Source organism: Kutzneria sp. CA-103260 (assembly GCF_018263855.1).
In the GTDB taxonomy this organism is placed as follows: domain Bacteria; phylum Actinomycetota; class Actinomycetes; order Mycobacteriales; family Pseudonocardiaceae; genus Kutzneria.
The window spans coordinates 502,204-522,760 of record NZ_CP073318.1 but is presented as its reverse complement, the minus strand read 5'-3'; the positions used below and the strand labels follow the sequence as shown (position 1 = coordinate 522,760).

The following is a 20,557-nucleotide window of genomic DNA, read 5'->3' as shown; positions in this document are numbered from 1 at the left end:
GCGGATGTAAAGCGTTGGCCGTTCTCCTTGTCGACGCCGAGCTCGGACCTGACATTGAGCGCCATGACTGTCAACGTCAACGAGGACGTGCGGCCCGGCCGCCGCGTGATCGGCAACGTGCTGCGCGGGTCCATCGGCAACCTCATCGAGTGGTACGACTGGTACGCCTACACCGCGTTCAGCCTGTACTTCGCCAAGGTCTTCTTCCCGGCCGGCGACGCCACCGCCCAGCTGCTCAACACCGCCGGGGTGTTCGCGGTCGGCTTCCTGATGCGGCCGATCGGCGGCTGGCTGATGGGCCGATACGCCGACCGCTACGGCCGAAGAGCCGCCCTGACGTTATCCGTCGCGATGATGGCGGTCGGCTCGCTGGTCATCGCCCTGACCCCCGGCTACGACTCGATCGGCGTGGCCGCACCGCTGCTGCTGGTGGCCGCCCGGCTGGCCCAGGGCATCTCGGTCGGCGGCGAGTACGCCACCTCGGCCACCTACCTGTCCGAAGTGGCCACACCGGGCAAACGGGGCTACTACTCCAGCTTCCAGTACGTCACGCTGACCGCCGGCCAGCTGGTGGCGCTGGGCGTGCAGATCATCCTGCAGCACACGCTGTCCTCGGCGCAGATGGCGTCCTGGGGCTGGCGGATCGCCTTTGTCATCGGGGCCCTGGGCGCGCTGGTCGTGATGTGGCTGCGGCGCACGATGGACGAGTCGGAGGCGTTCGTGAACCAGGGTTCGTCGGGCGAGCGGGGCAGCCTGCGGGTGCTGTTGCAGCATCCCAAGGAGTGCCTGCTGGTGTGCGGGCTGACGCTGGGCGGCACGGTCGCGTTCTACACCTACACGACCTACCTGCAGAAGTTCATGGTCAACACCAGCAAGATCGACATCAACGCCGTGACCTGGGTGAACTTCCTGGCCCTGCTGGCGTTCGTGGTGATCCAGCCGGTGGCCGGCGCGCTGTCCGACCGGATCGGCCGGCGGCCGCTGCTGCTGTTCTTCGGCGTCGCCGGCACCCTGCTCACCGTGCCGCTGCTGACCCTGCTGGCCGGCACCCACACGCCGGTGCTGGCGTTCCTGATCATGCTGGGCTCGCTGGTCATCGTCACCGGCTACACCTCGATCAACGCCATCGTGAAGGCCGAGCTGTTCCCGACCAACGTGCGGGCCATGGGCGTCGGCCTGCCGTACGCGCTGACCGTGGCCATCTTCGGCGGCACGGCCGAGTACATCGCGCTGTGGCTCAAGCAGGCCGGCCACGAGTCGGTGTTCTTCTACTACGTGGCCGGCTGTGTGCTCGTGTCCCTGATCGTCTACGCGACAATGCGCGAAACCGCCAAGGAATCGGCTCTGGATGATTAGGTGACGGGCGTGCGTGTGTTACTGGTCGAGGACGACGAAGGCGTCGGCAAGGCCCTGGTCGAGGCGCTGGCCACGGCCGGCCACCAGCCGACCCGGGTCGAGCGCGGCGCGGACGCGCTGACCGGGCACCACCGGGCCGACCTGGTGCTGCTCGACCTCGGCCTGCCCGACATGCACGGGCTCGACGTGCTGCGCAAGCTCCGGCGGGTCACCGACCTGCCGGTGCTCGTGCTCACCGCGCACGGCGACGAGCGGTCCGTCGTGCGCGGCCTGCGCCTCGGGGCCGACGACTACCTGGTCAAACCGGTCCGGCTGGCCGAGTTGCTGGCCCGGATGGAGGCGGTGTCGAGGCGGGCGGCGGCGCGGACCACGCCGCCACCGACCGTGGTCGAGCTCGGTGACGTGCGGATCGACCTGCACTCGCGGCAGGTCTTCGCCGGCGGCGAGCTGATTCCGTTGACCTCCAAGGAGTTCGACGTGCTCGCCGTGCTGGCCGTCCGGCACGGGGCCGCGGTCAGCCGGCAGCAGCTGATGGACGAGGTGTGGGGCGACGCCTATCTGGCCATCTCGCGGTCGCTCGACGTGCACGTGGCGCAGCTGCGGGCCAAGCTGCGCCGACCGGGGCTGCTGACCACCATCCGCAACTTCGGCTACCGGCTCGGCGGCTGACGTGCGGACCCGACTGTTGGTGGTGCTGCTGGTCTTCTCGGTCACGGCCGTGGCCGCGTTCGCCCTGCCGCTGCTGATGGTGACCGCCCGCGAGCGCACCCAGCAGCTGTCCATCAGCCGCACCGCCGACCTCGACCGGTTCGCCGGGCTGACCCAGCAGGACGACGAGGCCCAGCTGGTCAGCGAGGTCACCCGGTTCACTTCGCTCTACGGGGAGCCGGTGATCGTGGTGAACGCGCAGCGGCAGCCCATCATCGCCACCGGCGGGCTGAACGTGGACACCCCCGACGTGGCCCCCGTGATCGACGCCGCCCTGCGCAACCAGCCCGCCCCCGGTCTGGACGACGTGCTGCCCTGGTCCACTTCGGACGTTCTGCTGGCCCGCCCCATCGGCATCGGCTCCCGGGTGATCGGGGCCGTCGTCATGCGGGCGTCGGTCCGGGCCGCCGCCTCCGACGTCGCCGCCGGCTGGGCCGTCATCCTCGCCGGGGCCTTCGCCGCCCTCGTCGGCTGCGTGCTGCTCACGCTCGTCGTCGCCCGCTGGGTGCTGCGTCCCTTGGCCGAGCTCTCCCGTGGTCTCGGCGCCGTCGCCGCCGGGCAGGTCCACACCCACCTGCGGGGCCGTGACGGTCCCCGTGAGCTTCGGGAGCTCGCCGCCACCTTCAACCGCATGTCCGACGCCGTCAGCTCCGCCGCCGAGCAACAGCGCCGCCTCATCAGCGACGCCTCCCACCAGCTCCGCAACCCCTTGGCCGCCCTTCGTTTGCGGGTCGACTCCCTGGCCCCTCGGGTCGTTCCCGACGGCCAGGCGTCGTACCATTCCGCCGTCGCCGAGGTCGAGCGGCTGGAGTCCCTTTTGGACGGTCTGCTGGCCATGGCCCATGCCGAACACACCGCCACCCTCCTGGCCGCCTCCCCCGACCCCGACACCTGCCTCGCCGCCGCCGTTGTCCTGGACCGTGTCGACTTCTGGTCCGTCGCCGCCTCCGACGCCGGCGTTTCCCTGTGCTACGGGGATGTGGACACCTCCTTCGAGATCCGCTGCCCCGAGCACGACCTCAGCCAGGTCCTCGACGTCGTGCTCGACAACGCCATCAAGTACGGCGGCTCCCAGGTCACCGTGTCCTGCTCCCCTGCGGCGATCACCGTCGTGGACAACGGCCCCGGCCTCAGCGCCAACGAACTTCCCTTGGCCACCACCAGGTTCTGGCGCTCCCGCCGGGCTGGTCACCCTCGGGGCAGCGGCCTCGGGCTGCCCATCGCCGAACGCCTGATCACCGCTCGCGGCGGCACCCTCACCCTCCGCCCGGCCTCCTCCACCGGGTTGGCCGTGATCATCGAGCTGCCGTCATGACCCGCCGCGCCGGCTCGGCCTTCACCTTGAACCGCCGCGCCTTCCTCACCGCCGCCGCGGCCGGCATCCTCACCGCCGGCTGCACCACCTCCAGCCCTTCCCGCTCCCTCACCATCGCCGCCGGCGAGTCCGGCGGCTTCTACCTCGCCTTCGGCCGGCTGCTGGCCGACCAGATCAACGCCACCCAGTCCTGGTTGCGGTGCACCGCCGTCGAAACCACGGCCAGTGTCGCCAACATCGACCTGCTGCGCGCCGGCAAGGCCGACCTCGCCCTGGTCCTCGCCGACACCGCCCGCTCCGCCAGCTCCGGCCTCGCGCCGTTCACCTCCGCGATCGACCTGCGGGCCATCGGCCGCGTGTACGAGAACTACATGCAACTGGTCGTCCGCAACGACTCCCCGGCCCGCTCAGTGTCCGATCTGGACGGTCGCGCCGTGTCCCTCGGCGCCTCCGGCTCCGGCGCCGCCCTCACCGGCGACCGCATCCTCGCCGCCGCCGGCATCACCCCCGTCGTGCGCCATCTTCCCTTGTCCGACGCCACTTCCGCGCTCGCCTCCGGGGCCATCGACGCCCTGCTCTGGTCCGGCGGCGTCCCCACTCCCGCCCTGGCCAAGCTCGACTCCTCGATCGGCATCCGGTTGCTGCCCCTGGACGGCGTCCTGCCCACCCTCCGCTCCCGCTACGGCATGCTCTACGAACAGCTCCCGGTCCCCTCCGGCGGCTACCGCTTCGTGCACCAGGTCTCCACCATCGGCGTCGCCAACCTCCTCGTCGGCCTGCCCTCCCTCCCCGACGACGTCGCCGCCGCCGTGGCCGAGGTCCTGGTCAACCGAGCCGACCAACTCGTCCCCCAGGAAGCCCTCGGCACCCAGTTCCTCGACATCCGCACCCTCATCGGCACCGCCGACATCCCCCTGCATCCCGGTGCCGCCCAGGCCTACCGCCAACTCCACGGCTGAGTTATCCACAGGCACCCCTGAACCAAGATCATCCGCGCATCGCCCCAGGTAGACTGGCAGCGGGGCCGGCCCCCTAGGGTCGGGTGGGGGCTGTTGTCCGCGGGTTTAGCGCCGCCGTAGGTGCCAGTGCACGGTCATGGCGGCGACCTGCGTGCCAGCCTCGTCGGTCAACGCCACCGCCACCGGCACGTCGACCTTGCCTCTCGTCTCCAGTTCCCCAACCTCCTCCCCGCACGTCGCCGACGCGGTGATCGGGCCGCGGGCGGGCTTCAGGTAGCGGACCTCCGCGCCACGGGCGACGAAGTCCAACTCGTCGACCCGGTCCCACACCAGGGGCAGCACGGCCGCCCCGGCGGCGACGTCGGCCAGGGCGAACAGCGCGCCGGCGTGCACGGTCGACGCGTGGTTGAGCACATGCTGGTGCGCGGGCAGCAGGGCCCGACCGTCGCCCCGAGCCGCCCGCAGGACACGGATGTCCAGGTTGGCGTGGAACGGGACCCGGGCGCTGAGCTCTTCGATCGTCACGACCCCTCCCTCGACTATGCCAAGTGTCATAACCGTGTACTATGACACTCGTCATGGTCAAGCGAACGGAACGTGAACTGGGCACCCGCGACCGGATGGTCGCCGGGGCGGCGGATCTGGTGCGTATGCACGGAGTGCACGCGGCGGGCATCCGCCAGGTCGTGGCGCACGCGGACGCGCCGCGAGGATCGGTGCAGCACCACTTCCCCGGCGGCAAGGACCAGCTGATCGCCGAGGCGGTCGCCTGGGCCGGCCGGCACACTGAGGAAGCGCTACGCAAGGCAGACCCCGGGGAACTGATCCCCAGGGTCTGCGGCTACTGGCGAAAGTCGTTGCAGGACACGGACTTCCTCGCCGGCTGCACGGTCTTCGCAGCCGCGGTCGACGGCTCGGACCCGGTCCGCGCGGCCATCGTCACGGCCGTCGCCGGCTGGCGTGAGGCACTGGTGGCCAAGCTGTCCGGCGTCCCCGAGCCGAACCGCCTGGCCACCGTGATCCTCACCGCCGTCGAGGGCGCGATCCTGCTGGCCCGCGCGCAGCGGTCCGTCGCGCCGCTCGACGACGTGGAGGCGGAGCTCAGCTTCCTGCTTGCAGCCCGTACGACCCGACCAGCGTGACGTCGGAGCGCTCGGCCCCGCCGTCGATGCGGGCTTCGACGTCCTGCTGGAACTCCTTGAACGCGGCCGACCGCTGCAGCGGGTTGTCCTCGCCGTCGAACGTCGCGACGTGCACGAAGGTGACGCCGTCGGCCAGCCGGAACGTCGCGTAGCGCAGGCCGCCCGGGTCGTCGGCGTTGAGCTCCTGGAACACCGCCTCGACCAGGCGCTGGTTCTCCTCGGCGGCCTCCGGCCGGGTGCGGTAGCGGACCATCACTGACTTGCTCACTGGTTCCTCCCGATGGTGGTGTTCGCCAGTACCTACCCGGCAGCGGGGAAGAACTCATCGCGATGATTTCGGGGGCGGCGGCGAGTATGTACGTCGTGGACCTGAATGCCCATCGCCGTGAACTGCTCGCCCACTGCTACCGGATGACCGGTTCGGTGGTGGACGCCGAGGACCTGGTTCAGGAGACGATGCTGCGGGCGTGGCGGGCCCGCGAGGACTTCGACCCGGGGCGGGCGTCGCTGCGGACCTGGCTCTACCGGATCGCCACCAACGTCTGCCTGACCGCCCTCGAACGCCGCACCCGGCGACCGCTGCCGTCCGGTCTCGGCGGCGACACCTTCGATCCCGACACGGCCTTGGTGCGCGGCCCGGAAGTGCCGTGGCTGCAACCGATCCCGGACGCCCTGATCACCGATCCGGCCGCTGTCGTCGCGTCCCGGGGCAGCGTCCGGCTCGCGCTCGTGGCCGCCATGCAGCACCTGTCCGCACGGCAACGGGCCGTGCTGATCCTGCGTGACGTCCTCGCCTGGCCGGCGGCCGAAGTCGCCGACCTGCTCGACGTCTCCGTGGCCGCCGTGAACAGCCTGCTGCAACGGGCCCGCACCCAGCTCGCCTCCGTCTCGCCGGCCGAGGACGACACGACCGAGCCCGCATCCGCCACGCAGCGGGCCACGCTCGACCAGTTCGCCGCCGCCTTCGAGAACGCCGACGCCGCGCTGCTCACCCGCCTGCTGGCCGAGGACGTCACCCTGGAGATGCCGCCCCACCGCACCTGGTTCGCCGGCCGCCACGCCGTCGGCACATTCCTCGGACGGGTGATTCACTCCGGCTCCTGGCGACTGCACCCCACCCGCGCCAACGGCAGCCCCGCGTTCGGCACCTACCTGGACGGGCACGTGCACGGCATCACCGTGCTGGAGCTGGCCGACTCCACGATCACCCGGATCGTCGCATTCCACGACCCGGCGCTGTTCAAGACATTTGCCTTCGATCCGCACTGAAGCTTCAGGGTGTTGGATCACGGCCGCAGCGGGCATTCCAACAAGGCCAGCCTCGGCATCGGGGGGTAATCGTGTTCACGGTTGCGGTGAAGGCGCTGTCCTGGCCAGGGTGGACGGCATGGAGCCGACCGAGCTGTCCGCCAGGATCTTCCAGAACGCCGTCGGCGCGCTGGAGCTGTACACGATCTATCTCGGGGAACGCCTCGGCTACTACCGGACACTGGCCGCCGACGGCGCGCTGACGTCCGACGAGCTGGCCGAGCGGACCGGAACCGCCGAGCGGTACGCCCGCGAGTGGCTGGCCCACCAGGCCGCCGCCGGCCTGGTCGAGGTCGTCGAGCCCGACCGGTATCTACTGCCCGCCGGCCACGTGCCGGTGCTGGCCGACCCGTCGAGTCTGCTTTTCGGCACCACGATGAGCATCGAGCTGGTGCGGGCCTCGCGGCGGCTCGGCGACGTCGTCGACGCCTTCCGGACCGGCGGCGCGCCGTCCCCCACGACCTGGGAGCCCGAGGGCCGCTCGCCGTCCAACCGCGCCGCTTTCCTGAACCTGCTGGGTCAGGAGTGGCTGCCGGCGATCCCATCCGTCCACAAGCGACTGTCCGGCCCGGCCCGGGTCGCCGACGTCGCCTGCGGGCTGGGCTGGTCCAGCATCGCGATGGCCCTGGCCTATCCCGAGATCACCGTGCACGGCCTCGATCTCGACGCCCGGGCCATCGCCGCCGCCACCGCCAGCGCCGTCGAGTCCGGTGTGGACGATCGGGTCCGCTACTCCGCCACCGACGCCGCCACCGGCCTCGAAGGCTCGTACGACCTGGTCACGATCATCGAGGCCCTGCACGACATGTCGTACCCGGTGGCGGTGCTCGGCGCCGCCCGGAAGTCCTTGGCCGACGGTGGTTTCGTGCTCGTCGTCGACGAACGCACCGACCCCGAGCCCACCACTCCCGCCTCCCCGCGGGAGCAGTACCTCTACGGCTGGAGCGTCATCTCCTGCCTGCCCGACGCCATGGGCGTGCCCGATTCCGCCGCCACCGGCACCGTCATGCGGCCGGCCACCCTGCGCGAGTATGCCCTGGAGGCCGGTTTCCGCACGGTCGAGGTGCTGCCGGTCGAGGCCGACAAGTGGCAGTTCTACCTGCTGTCCAACTGAAAGCGGCGAGCCGCCCGGCGCGGGCGGCTCGCCGGACGGTCAGCCCAGGTCGCGGACCGCGTCGTCGATCAGGTCCACGATCGGCAGCGGCTGCGAGGCCAGCGACGCGTGGCCGGCGTTCAGCTCGATCACCTTGCGCGGGTTCATCCGCGCCGCCATCCGGCGCTCGTTGTCCGGGTGGATCATCCGGTCCTCTGTGGACACCTGGTACCACGCCGGCTTGTTGCGCCAGGCCGGCTCCCCGGCCGGGGAGACGTAGGCCGCGCCCAGCGGGGCCTTCTGGGTCACCGCCATGACCAGTGCCTCGTCGTCCGGCAGGTCCTGGCAGAAGGCCTGCTGGAACTCGTCCTGCTTGATCCACAGGTAGCCGTCCGAGTCCGGCGCGATGCTCGCCCCGCCCGGGGCCGGCACGACCTCGCCGATCGAGGCCAGGCTCTCACCCTTGTCCGGCGCGAAGGCCGCCACGTAGACCAGGCCCACCACGTTCGGCAGGTCGCCCGCCTCGGTGATCACCGCCCCGCCGTACGAGTGCCCCACCAGCAGCACCGGCCCGTCCACCTGCTTGATCATCTGCTGGGTGCGGGCCGCGTCGTCGGCCAGCGACGTCAGCGGGTTCTCCACCGCGTGCAGCGAGTCGTATCCCCGCCGGCGCAGCTCCGGGATCACCTTCGCCCAGTGGGCCGCACCGCCCCAGAAGCCGTGCACCAACACCACAGTCGGTTTGTTGGTGGCCATGTCCGGTTGCCTCCTCGGCTCGAATCGGGTGGACTCGTTCAGGCTACGAGGAGGATTGGACAAGAAGAATGCCCGTGAACCCAGATAACTTTGCCGTTCCCCCGGACGACGCCCTGTCGGACCTACTCCAGACCGTCCATCTGCAGGGCGACGGGATCGTCCGCTCCGCCACCGACCACCCGCGCCGGGACCGCCACCCCGCCGGCACCCGCATGCTGCACGTCGTCGAGCGGGGCGCCGTCCACCTCGACTTCCCCACCGCCTCCGCCACCGACCCGATCGACCTCGGCCCCGGCGACATGGCCCTGCTCGCCCGCGGCGAGGAGCACGTCGTCCGGGCCGACGACGCCGGCTGGGTCACCGGCACCTTCCTCGTCGACCATCTCGTCGCCGACCCCTTGCTCACCGTGCTGCCGGCCGCCGTCGTCATCCGGGCCGGCTCCCCCAACGGCTCGTGGGCCGCGCTGGGCCTGGAGCTGATGATCTCCGAGGTCAGCGCCCCCGGCCCCGGCTCCCGGGTCATGCTCTCCCGGCTGCTCGACCTGCTGTTCATCCGCTCCCTGCGGGTCTGGGCCTCCTCCGGTCTGCAGGCCAGCCCGGGCTGGCTCACCGCCGCCATGGACCCCATCGTCGGTCCGGTGCTGTCCGCCATCCACCGCGACCCCACCCGCGACTGGTCCGTCGACGACCTCGCCGCCCTGGCCGCCTTGTCCCGCTCCGCCTTCGCCACCCGCTTCACCGCCCTGCTCGGCCAGTCCCCCGGCGCCTACGTCCAGCGCCAACGCCTCGACCGCGCCGCCCACCTGCTCGCCTCCACCACGGAGCCCGCCGGCCGCATCGCCGCCCGCGTCGGCTACACCTCCGAAGCCGCCTTCAGCCGCGCCTTCGCCCGCGCCTACGGCGAACCCCCACGCACCTGGCGTCGCACCGTCAGATGACGACGCCAGGCGAACAGCCCGGCGCGTAAACGGGCTTGCGCTGGAGCGCACTCCAGGTGATGGGATGGAATCCATGACGAGGAACGGGCGACTGGCGCTGGTGACGGGCGCCAACAAGGGAATCGGTCGGGAGATCGCCCGTGGTCTGGGGCAGCTGGGATTCACGGTGCTGGCGTCGGCCCGGGACCTGCACCGCGGGGCGCAGACGGTGGCGGAGCTGGCTGACGACGGCCTGGACGTGCGGTTCCTGCAGCTGGACGTGACGGAGGAGGCGTCGGTCGACGCGGCGGCGGACCGGGTGGCGGCCGATTTCGGCTGCCTGGACGTGCTGGTGAACAACGCGGCCATCGCCAACGAGCTGGAGACGCTGCCGAGCATGACGGTGCTGGACGACATGCGCCGGGTGTACGAGACCAACGTCTTCGGCGTGGTGGCGATGACCAACGCGATGCTGCCACTGCTGCGCAAGTCCGACGCGGCGCGCATCGTGAACGTGTCGAGCCGGCTGGGCTCGATCTCGCAGCAGGCCGCGGCCGACACCGCGCTGGGGCTGTCGATGGCCTACGCCAGCTCGAAGTCGGCCCTGAACGCGATCACCGTGCACTACGCCCGGGAGCTGGCCGACACCCAGATCAAGGTCAACGCCTGCACGCCGGGCTATGTGGCGACCGACCTGAACGGGCACCGGGGCGTGCGCACGCCAGCCCAGGGCGCGAAGATCACCGTCGAGCTGGCCGTGCTGGCCTCGGACGGTCCGACCGGCGGCTTCTTCGACGAGGACGGCCCGGTCAGCTGGTAGGAACGACGTCCTTGCGCACCAGGCGATCCCCGCACGAGGAGCAGTCCAGCGCCGCGACGAAGTCGGTGCCGCAGGGCAGGTGCCGGTGGACCAGCGCCGGTCCCTCGGCGGCTCGGTACCACCGCTGCGCCCAGCCAACGAGGCACATCACGACCGGGAAGAAGGCCAGGCCCTTGGCGGTGAGCCGGTAGTCGTCGGCGAGCACGCCCAGGGCGTGCAGGGTGCGGATCCGGTCGGCGACCATGGTGGGCGAGGTGTTGAGGCACCGTTGGAAGTCGCTGAACCGGTGCACGCCCTGGAAGGCCGCGCCGACGAGGGCGGCGGACCAGCGATTGCCGATGAGCGCGGTGGTCTGCGGAAAGAAGGCGGCGTCGGACGATGGCCGCCGGGGGGCGCCATCGGCGGCGCGGCGGCGGGTGGTGGCTTCGGGGACCGAGCGCTCCCAGGAGCCTGACGGGCCGAAGCCGCCCTCCAGCGAGTGGTCGATGGCCAACACCGGTGTGTCGCAGGCGGAGCAGACCAGCACCGGGTCGAAGGGCTTGCCGCACGGGCGATGCACGCGACCGGGAAGGCGTTCGACGTGGCTGGCCACCCAGCGGTCCTCCCAGGCCCAGATGCTGAGCAGGATGGACCAGACGTCGGCGCCGCGCTCGGTGAGCCGATAGCCGTTGCCGCGCAGGAAAAGGCCGGCCTCGGTGAGGCGGTTGAGGCGGGCGGTGAGCACGGCGTTGGAGATGGGCAGCCGGGCCCGCCAGTCCACGAACCGGTCGGCCCCGAGCAGCGCCTCACGCAGGATGAGCAGGGACCACTCGTCGCCGAGCAGCCCCAGGGTCACCCCGATGGCGTTGCGCTGCCCGGCGGGCAGCTCGGTGACCTCAAGCACGCCAGCCCGGCAGGGATGAGCCGGGTGCCCACGTCGAGTGGGTGCCGCTGGAAATCCGTTCGGGCAGGCGGATCCGGGCGACGGGACCGTCGGACACCCGCTGGGCGTCGAAGACCAGGCACTCGGAGCGGTCGTTGGCCATGTCCGTGGTCAGGGTGACGAGATAGCCGTCGTCCTCGCCCGTCGACCCGACTCGGGGTGCGACGGCGGTTTCGCTGCCGTAGACGTTGTCGCCGAAGGAATAGCGCTGCTCGGTGCCGCTGACGAGATCGTGCTTGACGAGACCGTCGAACAGGAACCAGCCGGGTTTGCCGGTGGCGGCGTAGGTGTACCGGTATGGCCGGCCGCCGAGGCTGGGGTTGATCATGCCGAACTCGGTGATGGAGTCGGTGAGCTGCTCCTCCTTGCACTGCCCGGTGGCCAGGTTGAGCCGCCAGCGGTGCAGGCGGGTCTGGAGGCGGTCCAACGCCAGGAACCGGAAGATTCCCCGAAGACCTGCTTGCAGGGTCGAGCGTTGATACTGCACGGAGCCGGGTTGGCCGTTGTCGGCGGGCATGGGGTCGTGCTGGAAGAAGCCGTCGAGCACGATCTCGTCGCCCTCCTCGTACGCGTTGACCCAGTGCAGCACATACGTGGGATCGGCCTCGAACCAGAGCACCTCGTCGCTGCCGCCCCGGCGAGGCAGCACGCCGAGCCGCAAGGGCATGTCCCGGTGGAAGCGGGGCACGTGCACGCCTTTGGCCATCAGGTCGGCATCCCAGAACATGGGGCAGTCGTTGAAGATGGCGTAGTTCTCGGTGAACGCCATGTCGTGCGGCAGGCGCGGACCCGGCAGCGGCACATCGACGTAGTGCACCAGGGAGTCGTTGGCATCCACGACGCCGTAGTGCAGATACGGGGCCTCGGTGCTGTAGTTGAAGAACAGCAGCTCGCCGGTGTGGTCGTCGACCTTGGTGTGGGCGGAGACGCCGCAGTCGGGCGTCCACGGGGACTTGCCCAGGGTCTCCAGCGTCAGCGGGTCGATCCGGTACAGGTCTCCACATTGGTAGAAGCTGCTCAGGGCGACGCCGTTGTGCACCACGATGTCGGTGCTGGACGAGTCCTTCATCCGACCCCGGGCGCCCCAACCGTCCCGTGTGGACTGACCGGCCCGCTCGGCGATGCCGGCCCACAGCGGACCGCCGGCCTCGGCCTCGGCCAGGAAGCCGTCGGTGCGGACGAAGCTGTTGCGGTAGAAGGCCTTCCCGTCCCGGAAGCCGACCATGTGGATCATGGCGTCGCCGTCGAACGGGTGGTAGCGCTCGATCGCCGGATGCACCGGGTTCTCGGTGTTGCGCAGGTACACACCGTCCAGATCCGCCGGCAGCTCGCCCACGACCTCCAGGTCGTCGGCCCGCCACTCGGTGTGCTGCGGCCGCCACGGTCCGATCCGGTACGGGTGGTCGTCCTCCGCCGGCAGCGTCGACAGCACCCGTCCGACGATCTCAACGTCCATCCTGGCTCCCCACCACAAAAGTCACGGTTGTCGTCGTGCTGCCGCCGATGTTGAGCGTGCCGACCCGCCGGGCGCCCTCGATCTGGCACGCGCCGGCCCGCCCGGTCACCTGGCGGGTGGCGTCGAGCAGCATCCGCACGCCGGTCGCGCCGACCGGGTGCCCGCCGCCGATCAGGCCGCCGCTCGCGTTGACCGGAAACCGCCCGCCCCGCTCCAGCTCGCCGTTCTCGACGGCCTTCCAGCTCTCCCCCGGCCCGGTCAGGCCGAAATGATCGATCGCCAGGTATTCGGACATGGCAAAGCAGTCGTGCGTCTCGATTCCGTCCACCGATTCGATGCCGGCCCGGCCATAGGCGTCGAGAATCGCCTGCCGGACATGCGGCAGCACATACGGCTCGTCCCGGCTGCGGTCGAGCTTGGCCTGCAACGGCAGGCCCACGGTCCGGTGCCCCCAGCCCTCGATCCGGGCCGTGCCCGGCGTGCCGGCGCGCGGGTGGCGGTCGGAGACCAGCACCACGCCGGCGCCGCCGTCGGTGACCTGGCTGCACTGCTGGCGACGAACGCGGCCTTCGACGCGTGGATTGGCCGTGTCGTCGTCGGTGAAGCTGGCCGGCCCGAACTCCCAGGCCCGGGTCTGCGCCCTGGGGTTGGCCCGGGCGTTGCGGAAGTTCAGCGCGGCGATGGCGTTGAGGTGGGCGTCGTCGATGCCGTAGCGGCGGTCGTACTCCTCGGTGAGCAGGCTGAACATGTGCGGCCACATGTACTTGGCCTGCTGGCCCTCGTGCCCGACCCACGCCGCGGCCCCGAGGTACTGGGCGCTCAGATCGCCGGGCACGGTCTTCTCCAGCTCGACGCCCAGCACCAGCGCGCTGTCGTAGCGACCGGACTCCAGGTCGGCCATCGCGGCCAGGACGGCCACGCCGCCGGAGGCGCAGGCGGCCTCGTGCCGGGTGGCCGGCACGCCCCACAGCCGCTCGTCCATGGTCGCCGGCATGCCGCCGAGCTGCCCCTGGCCGGTGAACAGCTGACCGAAGGCGTTGCCGAGGTGGATCACACCGATCCGGCTCGGGTCGACCCGGGCGTCCACCAGGGTCTCCCGGACCACCTCCGCGACCAGGTCGGACACCTCAAGGCCGGCTCGCGGCCAGTTCAGCGCGAAGTCGGTCTGGTAGCCGCCGAGGACCCACACCATGCCGGCGATGCTACAACTAACAGAGTGACCGGGGTTACCCCCGAATCGGTGGCGCGAGCCGGACCGGGATCACGGCGGCCCGGGAGCGGGACTCGCGGAAATGCTGGCGCACCGCCATCCCGCCGACCGCGACCAGGGCGGCCAGGCCCAGCACCACAGCCGCCAGCGCGGAACGGCCGTTGAGCTGGAGCTGGCCGAGACTGTCGAGGACGAAGCCGGTGTAGACGCCCCAGCAGACGAAGGCCGTGCCCAGGGCGGCCGGCAGCGTCGTGGCCAGCGACACGGCGAAGGTGACCACCGCCAGCGCGACCAGCACCACGACGGGATGGGCGAACGCGCCGACCGCGGCCGATCCCAGCGCGACCGCGATCGCGGCGACGAAGCCGAGCGGGAAACCGAACCCGCCGGCCAGCAGGTGCTTGTCCATAGCCTCCAGTGCAGTCCACCGCGGCCCGGTCCGCGCCGCCCGTTGACACCGTCACTATGCGGTCGACCTGGACTTTGACGGGTTCCTGACACACGCGGAGGAGACATCCGTAGGCTGTACGGGTGACAAAGCATGGGGAGTACGACCCGCAGCAGAGTGGGCGGCATGCCGCGGCCGAGGGGGCCGAGCGGCATCCGCTGATCGACATGGACCGGGACCCCACGCCCGGCAAGGCCGACCACGCCCGTCCGGGCGAGGACGACGAGTAGAAAATTGCTCGGAAGGGGGCTTTCCTGGCGTTCAACGCCAGGAAAGCCCCCTTCCGAGCAGGTCCGGCGCGGTCAGGACCGGGCGGCGAGCCGCGCTCGCTGCCCGTCCACGGCGACCACGTCGCCGTCGACCAGCTGACGGCCGCGCCGGTTCTCGGCGCGGCCGTTCACCGTCACCTCTCCGTCTTCCAGCAGCTCACGGGCGTGCGTGCCGTCCTCGGCGAGGTCGGCGAGCTTGAGGAACTGGCCGAGCCGGATGGTGTCGTCGCTGATCTCCACGGTCCGGATGGGTGACGTGCTCATACCGACATGATCTCGCACCGGGCGGCCGGGCTAGGCTCGGGACGTGGCACAGGAGCATGTGGTCCTCCTGGACGAGGACGGTTACAACGTCGGCACCACCGCCAAGGCGACGGTCCACCACGCCGAGACCCCGCTGCACCTGGCGTTTTCCTCCTACCTGGTCGACGACGAGGGCCAGGTCCTGCTGACTCGGCGGGCCCTGTCGAAGGCCACCTTCCCGGGCGTGTGGACCAACAGCTGCTGCGGCCATCCGGCCGAGGGCGAGTCGATGGCCGACGCGGTGCGCCGCCGGGTCAAGGACGAGCTGGGCCTGGACGTGGCGCAGGTGGAGCTGATCCTGCCGCGGTTCCGGTACGTCGCCGAGCAGGACGGCATCGTCGAGAACGAGATGTGCCCGGTGTTCCGGGCGCGGGCCTACGGCGAGGTGGCCCGGGACCCGGCCGAGGTCGAGGACGCCCGCTGGGTGAGCTGGCCGGAGCTGCTGGGCATGATCGAGGACCCGCGGCTGTCCACGTGGTGCCGGCTCCAGCTGGAACAGCTGCGTGAGCTGGGCGAACGCCCGGCCGACTGGCCGGTCGGGGACCCGGCGCAGCTGCCGCCGGCCGCTACGCTCTGACCGGGGTTCGCAGCCGGGCCATGGCCGCGGCCCCGAGCAGCGGTCCGACGGCCAGCAGCGGCACGGCCAGCCGCCAGCCGACCAGGTCGGCGACCGCCGGCAGGGCCTGGATGGTGAGCACGCTGACCAGGAAGCCGATGGCGGTCTGCGCGGTCAGGGCGGTGCCGATGTACTCCTGGTCGGCGACCTCGGTCAACGCCGCCGAGAACTGGGCCGAGTCGGCGACGGCGGTCGCGCCCCAGGCGGCCAGCACCACCAGGAACAGCACGGGGTTGTCGAACACCAGCACCGAGGCGAGGCCGCAGCCGGCGCTGAGCAGCATGGCGATCATGGCCACGTGGGCGCGGCCGCGGCGGTCGGCCCAGAGGCCGGCGACCAGGCAGCCGACCAGGCCGTAGAGGCCGGCGACGACAAACGCGGCCACACCGATGCCCAGGCGGCCGTGCACCGCGTTGCTGGCCGCGAGATAGGCCGGCAGCCACGACCACAGGGCGTACAGCTCCCACATGTGGCCGAAGTAGCCGAGATTGACCAGCCGCTGCCGGGGGTCGCGGAACATCCGCGCCACGTAACGGGGATCGGGAACGCGAGCGGGTCTCATCGCCGGCCCCGATCGGACCAGCAGCAGCGACACCGCCGCGCCGACCAGGGCCAGCACCGACGCGGTGAGCAGGACGCCGCGCCACGGCAGCGTGCTCAGGCCGTTGATCAGCTGTGGGGCGGCCGAGCCGACCGCCAGCGCCCCGACCAGCAGCCCGAGGGCCGAGCCGCGGGCGTTCGGGAACCAGGACACGACGATCTTCATGCCCGGCGGGTAGACGCCGGCCATGCTGACGCCGGTGAGCAGCCGCAGAGCCAGCACCGTCCAGGCGTCGTGGGCCAGCAGCGCCAGGGCCGCCGTCGCCGCCACGCCGACCAGGGCGCTGAGGGTGATCAACACGTTCGGTGGAATCCGGTCGGCCAGGTTGGCCAGCGCCGAGCCGACCGCCCCCAGCGCGAAGCCGACCTGCACGGTCGCCGTCAGCCAACCGGCCTGCGCCCCGGACAGCGCGAACTCCGCCCGCAGCGCCGGGGCCACCGCCGAGGCGGAGAACCACAGCGCCAGCACCAGGACCTGCACGAGGGCCACCAGCCCCAGCTGCCACCGATGACCCATTCGGCCGAGGCTAGTGGTCCGCCCGCCGCCACCACGATCGGCCGGCCGGGTGACGGCCCGGTGTCAGGAAAGGACCTTTCCTGACGTTCAACGTCAGGAAACGCGCCTTGATCTTGGTCAGTGGCCGGGGGCCTGGAACATCACCGGGGCGACGGCGGGGGCGGTGCGGGGCTTGTCGGCCGGCGGCGTGTAGGTGAGCTGCTGGGCCGGCTCGGGCTCGGAGTCCGACTTCTTGGCGGTGAAGGCGGGCTGCACCGGCGCGGGCTTCTTCTCGGCCGCGGGCGTTTCCGTCGCCGCGGCGGCCGGCTTCTCCGGAGCCGTCTTCGCTGGGGACGCCTTCGGCGCCGAGGCCTTCTCCGCGGCCGGCTTCTGCTCCGACGCCTGATCCGCTACCGGCTTCTCGGCGGCCGCCTTCTTCTCGACCGCCAGCTTTTCCGCTGTCACCTTCTGCGGAGCCGACTTCTCCGGGGAAGCGTCGAGCACCGCCCGGGCCTGGTCGATCCACATCGTCCACATGACCTCGTCGCGGGTGCCCCGAACCTCGGCCCGCAGCGCGGACAGCGCGCCGCGGACCTGGGCGGCGAGCACCGAATCGGCGCGCACGTGGGCCCAGATCTGCTTGGCATCCGCGTCCCGGCGCTTGACCACCTGGCGGACCTTGTCCTGCAACACCGTCCTCGGCAGGCTCTGCCACTGCTCGACAACGGAGGCGGGAGTCGGGGGCATACGACAGCCATCCTTACAAGCTCGTGAAAACTAGTGCGGGCTGGACAAATGGCACCGCCCGGCCCGGACCCGATTCTAGCCGCCGTTCGCGGAGCGTGATGCCACGCTGGTCCGAAACGGTGAGCAACTTGCATGAAGACTACCCTGTGGGCAAATTATCAACCCCATGAGGCTGACCCCGCTGTCCGCACTCACCGCACTACTGGTCGTCGCCACGCTGACGACTCCACCCTCCGCCACCGCGGACACACCTCCCCCACCCGTCCAGGTCGACGGCGCCTCGAAGCCGATCGGCCCCGGCACCACCCTGTCCACTTTCAGCCGCGTCGACCCCAACGGCTGGCTGCGTGGCAACGTGCTGACCGCGGATCTGAGTGATCCACGGCTGACCGTCGGCCTGCTGACGCCGCCGGTGGTCGGCCAGGTTCAGACAGTCACCGCGATGGCCACCCGCCAGCACGCCTTCGCCGGTGTGAACGGCGACTTCTTCGACATCAACAACACCGGCGCGCCCCGCGGCATCGAGGTGTCGAACGGACAGATCATCAAGGGCCCGTGGACGGATCCGCAGCCGTGGCGGCCGTCGGTCGGCGTGGACACGGCCAAGCTGGGCAAGATCGTCAACGCTTTCCTGGACGGCTCGGTCACCCTGCCGGCCGGTTCGTTCCCGCTGGACGGCCTGAACCAGGAACAGGCGCCACCGAACGGTCTCGTGGTGTTCACGCCCGCGTGGGGCGCCGCCTCCCGGGCGTTCTACAACGTGACCAAGGTTCACGAACTGACCGTGGTGAACGGCATTGTCACCGCGCACGCCACCGGTTCCGGGGCCGGATCGATTCCGGACAACGGATTTGTGCTCGCCGGCACCGGAACCGACGCGGATCTGCTTGCCGCGACTCGCATCGGCGACCCGGTGTCGGTGACGTACAAGCCGCGGACCGAGCCGGCCGACACGTGGCAGGCGCTGCTGGGCGTCCGGGATGTCCTGGTGCGCGACGGCCAGTTGCAGACCCTGGACGACACGGCGCTCAACCCGGAGACGGCGGTCGGTTTCTCCCAGGACGGCAAGAAGATGCAGTTGGTGGTCATCGACGGGCGGACCACCGCCAGCCGGGGCGTGACCGAGCAGCAACTGGCCGTCATCATGCGGCAGCGCGGCGCCTACAACGCGGTTGTGATCGACGGCGGCGGCTCCAGCAGCCTGGTCAGCCGCGATCCCGGCACGCCGACCGTCTGGCAGCGCAACGTGCCGTCGGACGGCGTGGAACGCCAAGTGGGCAACGGCATCGGCCTGTTCGCCGCGGCCGGCAGCGGCCGGCTCACCGGCATCGACCTGGAGACCGGCGACAAGGTCTTCACGGGCTTGCACCGGCAGCTCAAGGCGACCGGCTACGACGAGGAGTACGGCCCGGCCGAGCTCGGCACACCAAGATGGCTCGGGGCCGACCGCAACGGCCTGGTCACCGGCGGCGAGCCCGGTTCTCGAACCGTCGCCGTGACCGCGAAGGGCGTCGTCCAGACCGGCAGGATCCAGGTGCTGCCCAGGCTGTCCCGGATCACCGCCACCCCGAACACCGTGTCGCTGCTGGCCGGCCAGACCGGTGTTGTGCAGGTCACCGGCTACGACACGATCGGCGACTCGGCGGCCATCGATCCCGTGGACGTGCAGCTGGACTACGACCGCTCGCTGGTCGACATCGCCCCCAACCCGGACGGCACGCTGGCCATCACACCGAAGGCGGCCCAGGGCACCGGCGTGGTCACCGTGCACGTCGGCGACCGGGTGACGGCGTTCGGCGTGAGCATCGGCCTGATCACCCAGCCGGTGACCGGTTTCGACGACGTGACCGGCTGGAAGTTCAGCTCCGCCCGCGGTTCCGGCTCGCTGTCGTCAACCCCCGGCCAGACCGGCAACGCCCTGGGGCTGAGCTTCGACTTCACGCAGTCGATCGACACCCGGACCGCCGTGGCCAGCGCGCCGACGCCGATCCCCACCACCGGGACCGTTCGACAGCTGGACGTCTCGGTCAACGGCGACGGCCAGGGCGAGTGGCTGGCCGCGCTGATCACCGACGCCAACGGGCAGAACAGCTCGGTGTACGGCGACCACGTGACCTGGAAGGGTTGGCAGCGAACGAGTTTCACCGTGCCGACCACGGTGAGGTACCCGATAACCGTGCGCGGCGTGGAGGCGATCGAGGCGACCAGGGCCCAGTACCGCGGGCACCTGGACTTCGACGACCTCACCGCCGGGGCGGCGCTGCCGGTCACCGTGCCGCCGGATCCGCCGGTCATCGACCCGATCGTCCGGGAACAGTCCACTTCGGACGGTGGGGTGGCGGTGCTGTCCGGCGTGACCGACCGGGCGCTGGCCGAAGTCGTCGCGTCCCACCCGAAGTTCCTGGTGGTCGACGGCCTCGGGACACAGGATCCCCGGCAGGCCAAGGCCGAGGTCGACGCCGCCGTGCAGGGCCGGTTCCCGGTCTACTACTCCCCCGGCCCGGACTGGGGGCCCGACTGGACGAGCGTGTTCGGGCCGGATCACCAGACGTTCGTGCGGGACGGCGTCCGCTATGTGCTGCTGAACTCGGCCACCGGCGCGCTGCGGACGTCCGACTACGGGCAACTCGCCGCCCTGAAGGGGCAACTGACCGGCCGGGTGGTGGTGATCACCCATGGCGTGACCGATCCGAACGAACGGCGAATGTTGGACGAATGGTTGCCGCACAACGCCGAAGTGATCGACGCGAACGGCCCGGTCCGGGTGGACCGCGACGAGGGCGTGCCGTGGATCCACGTGCCACCGGCCTCCACCGGCTGGACCACCGTGACCTCGCAGGTCCAGTTCCGGCCGGTGCTGGACGGGATCTCCGTCACAGTGACCAAGGACAAGATCACGGCGACTGGCGACCAGGGACTGCCGCTGCGCTACCCGATGAGCGTGACGTGGAGCGGCAGCCGTGGCGTGCACATCGGGGACACCACATGCCGTTGGGGTGACGTCCTGGCGTTCGATCCGGGCAGCGGGGCCTATCAGCGCTGCCGCCCGGGCCCGGCGTCGTTGACCATCACCGCCAACGACGCCAGTCAGACCGTCAAGCTGTGACCGTGATGCG

At 70.9% G+C, this 20,557-nt stretch carries 22 protein-coding genes; 12 read left to right on the top strand and 10 right to left on the bottom strand.

All coding sequences use genetic code 11. The features are described 5' to 3' along the window. The first annotated feature begins 63 nt into the window (after positions 1-63). From JJ691_RS02355 to JJ691_RS02340, 4 genes are read left to right on the top strand one after another with little or no spacing between them, the layout of a single operon-like run. Positions 64-1,356, top strand: a complete 1,293-nt coding sequence (locus tag JJ691_RS02355; RefSeq protein WP_211767145.1) for an MFS transporter — start codon at positions 64-66, stop codon at positions 1,354-1,356. Positions 1,357-1,365: 9 nt separating this feature from the next. Beyond that, entirely contained in the window at positions 1,366-2,025 is a 660-nt protein-coding gene (locus JJ691_RS02350; protein WP_211767144.1) for a response regulator transcription factor, read from the top strand. Position 2,026: 1 nt separating this feature from the next. Then, positions 2,027-3,379 (top strand): sensor histidine kinase, encoded by a 1,353-nt coding sequence (locus JJ691_RS02345; RefSeq protein WP_211767143.1) that lies wholly within the window; start codon positions 2,027-2,029, stop codon positions 3,377-3,379. Then, positions 3,376-4,338: a TAXI family TRAP transporter solute-binding subunit gene (locus JJ691_RS02340; RefSeq protein ID WP_211767142.1), complete on the top strand. Its 963-nt coding sequence runs from the start codon at positions 3,376-3,378 to the stop codon at positions 4,336-4,338. Before JJ691_RS02345 ends, JJ691_RS02340 begins: the two co-directional genes overlap by 4 nt. A 105-nt stretch (positions 4,339-4,443) precedes the next feature. On the opposite strand, the gene JJ691_RS02335 is transcribed toward JJ691_RS02340, so the two are convergent. Then, on the bottom strand, positions 4,444-4,863 hold the full coding sequence (locus tag JJ691_RS02335) for a YiiD C-terminal domain-containing protein (RefSeq protein ID WP_211767141.1): 420 nt from the start codon (positions 4,861-4,863) through the stop codon (positions 4,444-4,446). A gap of 53 nt (positions 4,864-4,916) precedes the next feature. On the opposite strand from JJ691_RS02335, the gene JJ691_RS02330 reads away from it, so the two are divergent. Next, positions 4,917-5,480, top strand: coding sequence for an LmrA/YxaF family transcription factor (locus tag JJ691_RS02330; RefSeq protein WP_211767140.1), 564 nt, complete (start codon positions 4,917-4,919; stop codon positions 5,478-5,480). On the opposite strand, the gene JJ691_RS02325 is transcribed toward JJ691_RS02330, so the two are convergent. Continuing rightward, complete coding sequence (locus JJ691_RS02325; protein ID WP_211767139.1) at positions 5,440-5,748, bottom strand: hypothetical protein; 309 nt, start codon at positions 5,746-5,748, stop codon at positions 5,440-5,442. The genes JJ691_RS02330 and JJ691_RS02325 overlap by 41 nt on opposite strands. Positions 5,749-5,834: 86 nt before the next feature. Here JJ691_RS02325 and JJ691_RS02320 point away from each other — a divergent pair, with 86 nt between their 5' ends. Continuing rightward, a complete protein-coding gene (locus JJ691_RS02320) occupies positions 5,835-6,749 on the top strand; it encodes an RNA polymerase subunit sigma-70 (RefSeq protein ID WP_249227634.1) in 915 nt (304 codons plus the stop codon). 118 nt (positions 6,750-6,867) lie between these two features. Next, on the top strand, positions 6,868-7,902 hold the full coding sequence (locus JJ691_RS02315; RefSeq protein ID WP_211767137.1) for a class I SAM-dependent methyltransferase: 1,035 nt from the start codon (positions 6,868-6,870) through the stop codon (positions 7,900-7,902). A gap of 39 nt (positions 7,903-7,941) precedes the next feature. Here the strand turns inward: JJ691_RS02315 and JJ691_RS02310 are convergent, their stop codons facing one another. Further along, on the bottom strand, positions 7,942-8,637 hold the full coding sequence (locus JJ691_RS02310) for an alpha/beta hydrolase (RefSeq protein ID WP_211767136.1): 696 nt from the start codon (positions 8,635-8,637) through the stop codon (positions 7,942-7,944). 74 nt (positions 8,638-8,711) lie between these two features. Here JJ691_RS02310 and JJ691_RS02305 point away from each other — a divergent pair, with 74 nt between their 5' ends. After that, a complete protein-coding gene (locus JJ691_RS02305) occupies positions 8,712-9,575 on the top strand; it encodes an AraC family transcriptional regulator (protein WP_211767135.1) in 864 nt (287 codons plus the stop codon). 73 nt (positions 9,576-9,648) lie between these two features. After that, positions 9,649-10,374, top strand: coding sequence for an SDR family oxidoreductase (locus tag JJ691_RS02300; protein ID WP_249227633.1), 726 nt, complete (start codon positions 9,649-9,651; stop codon positions 10,372-10,374). On the opposite strand, the gene JJ691_RS02295 is transcribed toward JJ691_RS02300, so the two are convergent. The 4 genes from JJ691_RS02295 to JJ691_RS02280 are packed head-to-tail and all read right to left on the bottom strand — an operon-like array spanning position 10,364 to position 14,371. After that, entirely contained in the window at positions 10,364-11,257 is an 894-nt protein-coding gene (locus JJ691_RS02295; protein WP_249227632.1) for a winged helix-turn-helix transcriptional regulator, read from the bottom strand. The genes JJ691_RS02300 and JJ691_RS02295 overlap by 11 nt on opposite strands. Next, positions 11,250-12,752, bottom strand: coding sequence for a carotenoid oxygenase family protein (locus JJ691_RS02290; protein WP_211767133.1), 1,503 nt, complete (start codon positions 12,750-12,752; stop codon positions 11,250-11,252). Before JJ691_RS02290 ends, JJ691_RS02295 begins: the two co-directional genes overlap by 8 nt. Beyond that, positions 12,742-13,944: an acetyl-CoA acetyltransferase gene (locus tag JJ691_RS02285; protein WP_211767132.1), complete on the bottom strand. Its 1,203-nt coding sequence runs from the start codon at positions 13,942-13,944 to the stop codon at positions 12,742-12,744. The genes JJ691_RS02290 and JJ691_RS02285 overlap by 11 nt, the downstream gene beginning before the upstream one ends. A 34-nt stretch (positions 13,945-13,978) precedes the next feature. After that, positions 13,979-14,371: a hypothetical protein gene (locus JJ691_RS02280; RefSeq protein WP_211767131.1), complete on the bottom strand. Its 393-nt coding sequence runs from the start codon at positions 14,369-14,371 to the stop codon at positions 13,979-13,981. Between the two features lie 122 nt (positions 14,372-14,493). Here JJ691_RS02280 and JJ691_RS02275 point away from each other — a divergent pair, with 122 nt between their 5' ends. After that, positions 14,494-14,640, top strand: a complete 147-nt coding sequence (locus tag JJ691_RS02275; protein ID WP_211767130.1) for a hypothetical protein — start codon at positions 14,494-14,496, stop codon at positions 14,638-14,640. Between the two features lie 72 nt (positions 14,641-14,712). Here JJ691_RS02275 and JJ691_RS02270 read toward each other — a convergent pair whose 3' ends face one another. Further along, entirely contained in the window at positions 14,713-14,943 is a 231-nt protein-coding gene (locus JJ691_RS02270; RefSeq protein ID WP_211767129.1) for an RNA-binding S4 domain-containing protein, read from the bottom strand. Positions 14,944-14,986: 43 nt separating this feature from the next. Between JJ691_RS02270 and idi the strand changes: the two genes are divergently transcribed. After that, entirely contained in the window at positions 14,987-15,559 is a 573-nt protein-coding gene (gene idi, locus JJ691_RS02265) for an isopentenyl-diphosphate Delta-isomerase (protein WP_211767128.1), read from the top strand. Here idi and JJ691_RS02260 read toward each other — a convergent pair. Next, a complete protein-coding gene (locus tag JJ691_RS02260; protein ID WP_211767127.1) occupies positions 15,549-16,715 on the bottom strand; it encodes an MFS transporter in 1,167 nt (388 codons plus the stop codon). The two genes, idi and JJ691_RS02260, sit on opposite strands and share 11 nt — an antisense overlap. A 117-nt stretch (positions 16,716-16,832) precedes the next feature. Continuing rightward, on the bottom strand, positions 16,833-17,441 hold the full coding sequence (locus JJ691_RS02255; protein ID WP_211767126.1) for a hypothetical protein: 609 nt from the start codon (positions 17,439-17,441) through the stop codon (positions 16,833-16,835). A 166-nt stretch (positions 17,442-17,607) separates the two neighbouring features. Here JJ691_RS02255 and JJ691_RS02250 point away from each other — a divergent pair, with 166 nt between their 5' ends. Continuing rightward, positions 17,608-20,547, top strand: a complete 2,940-nt coding sequence (locus JJ691_RS02250; protein WP_211767125.1) for a phosphodiester glycosidase family protein — start codon at positions 17,608-17,610, stop codon at positions 20,545-20,547. Positions 20,548-20,557 lie beyond the last annotated feature (10 nt).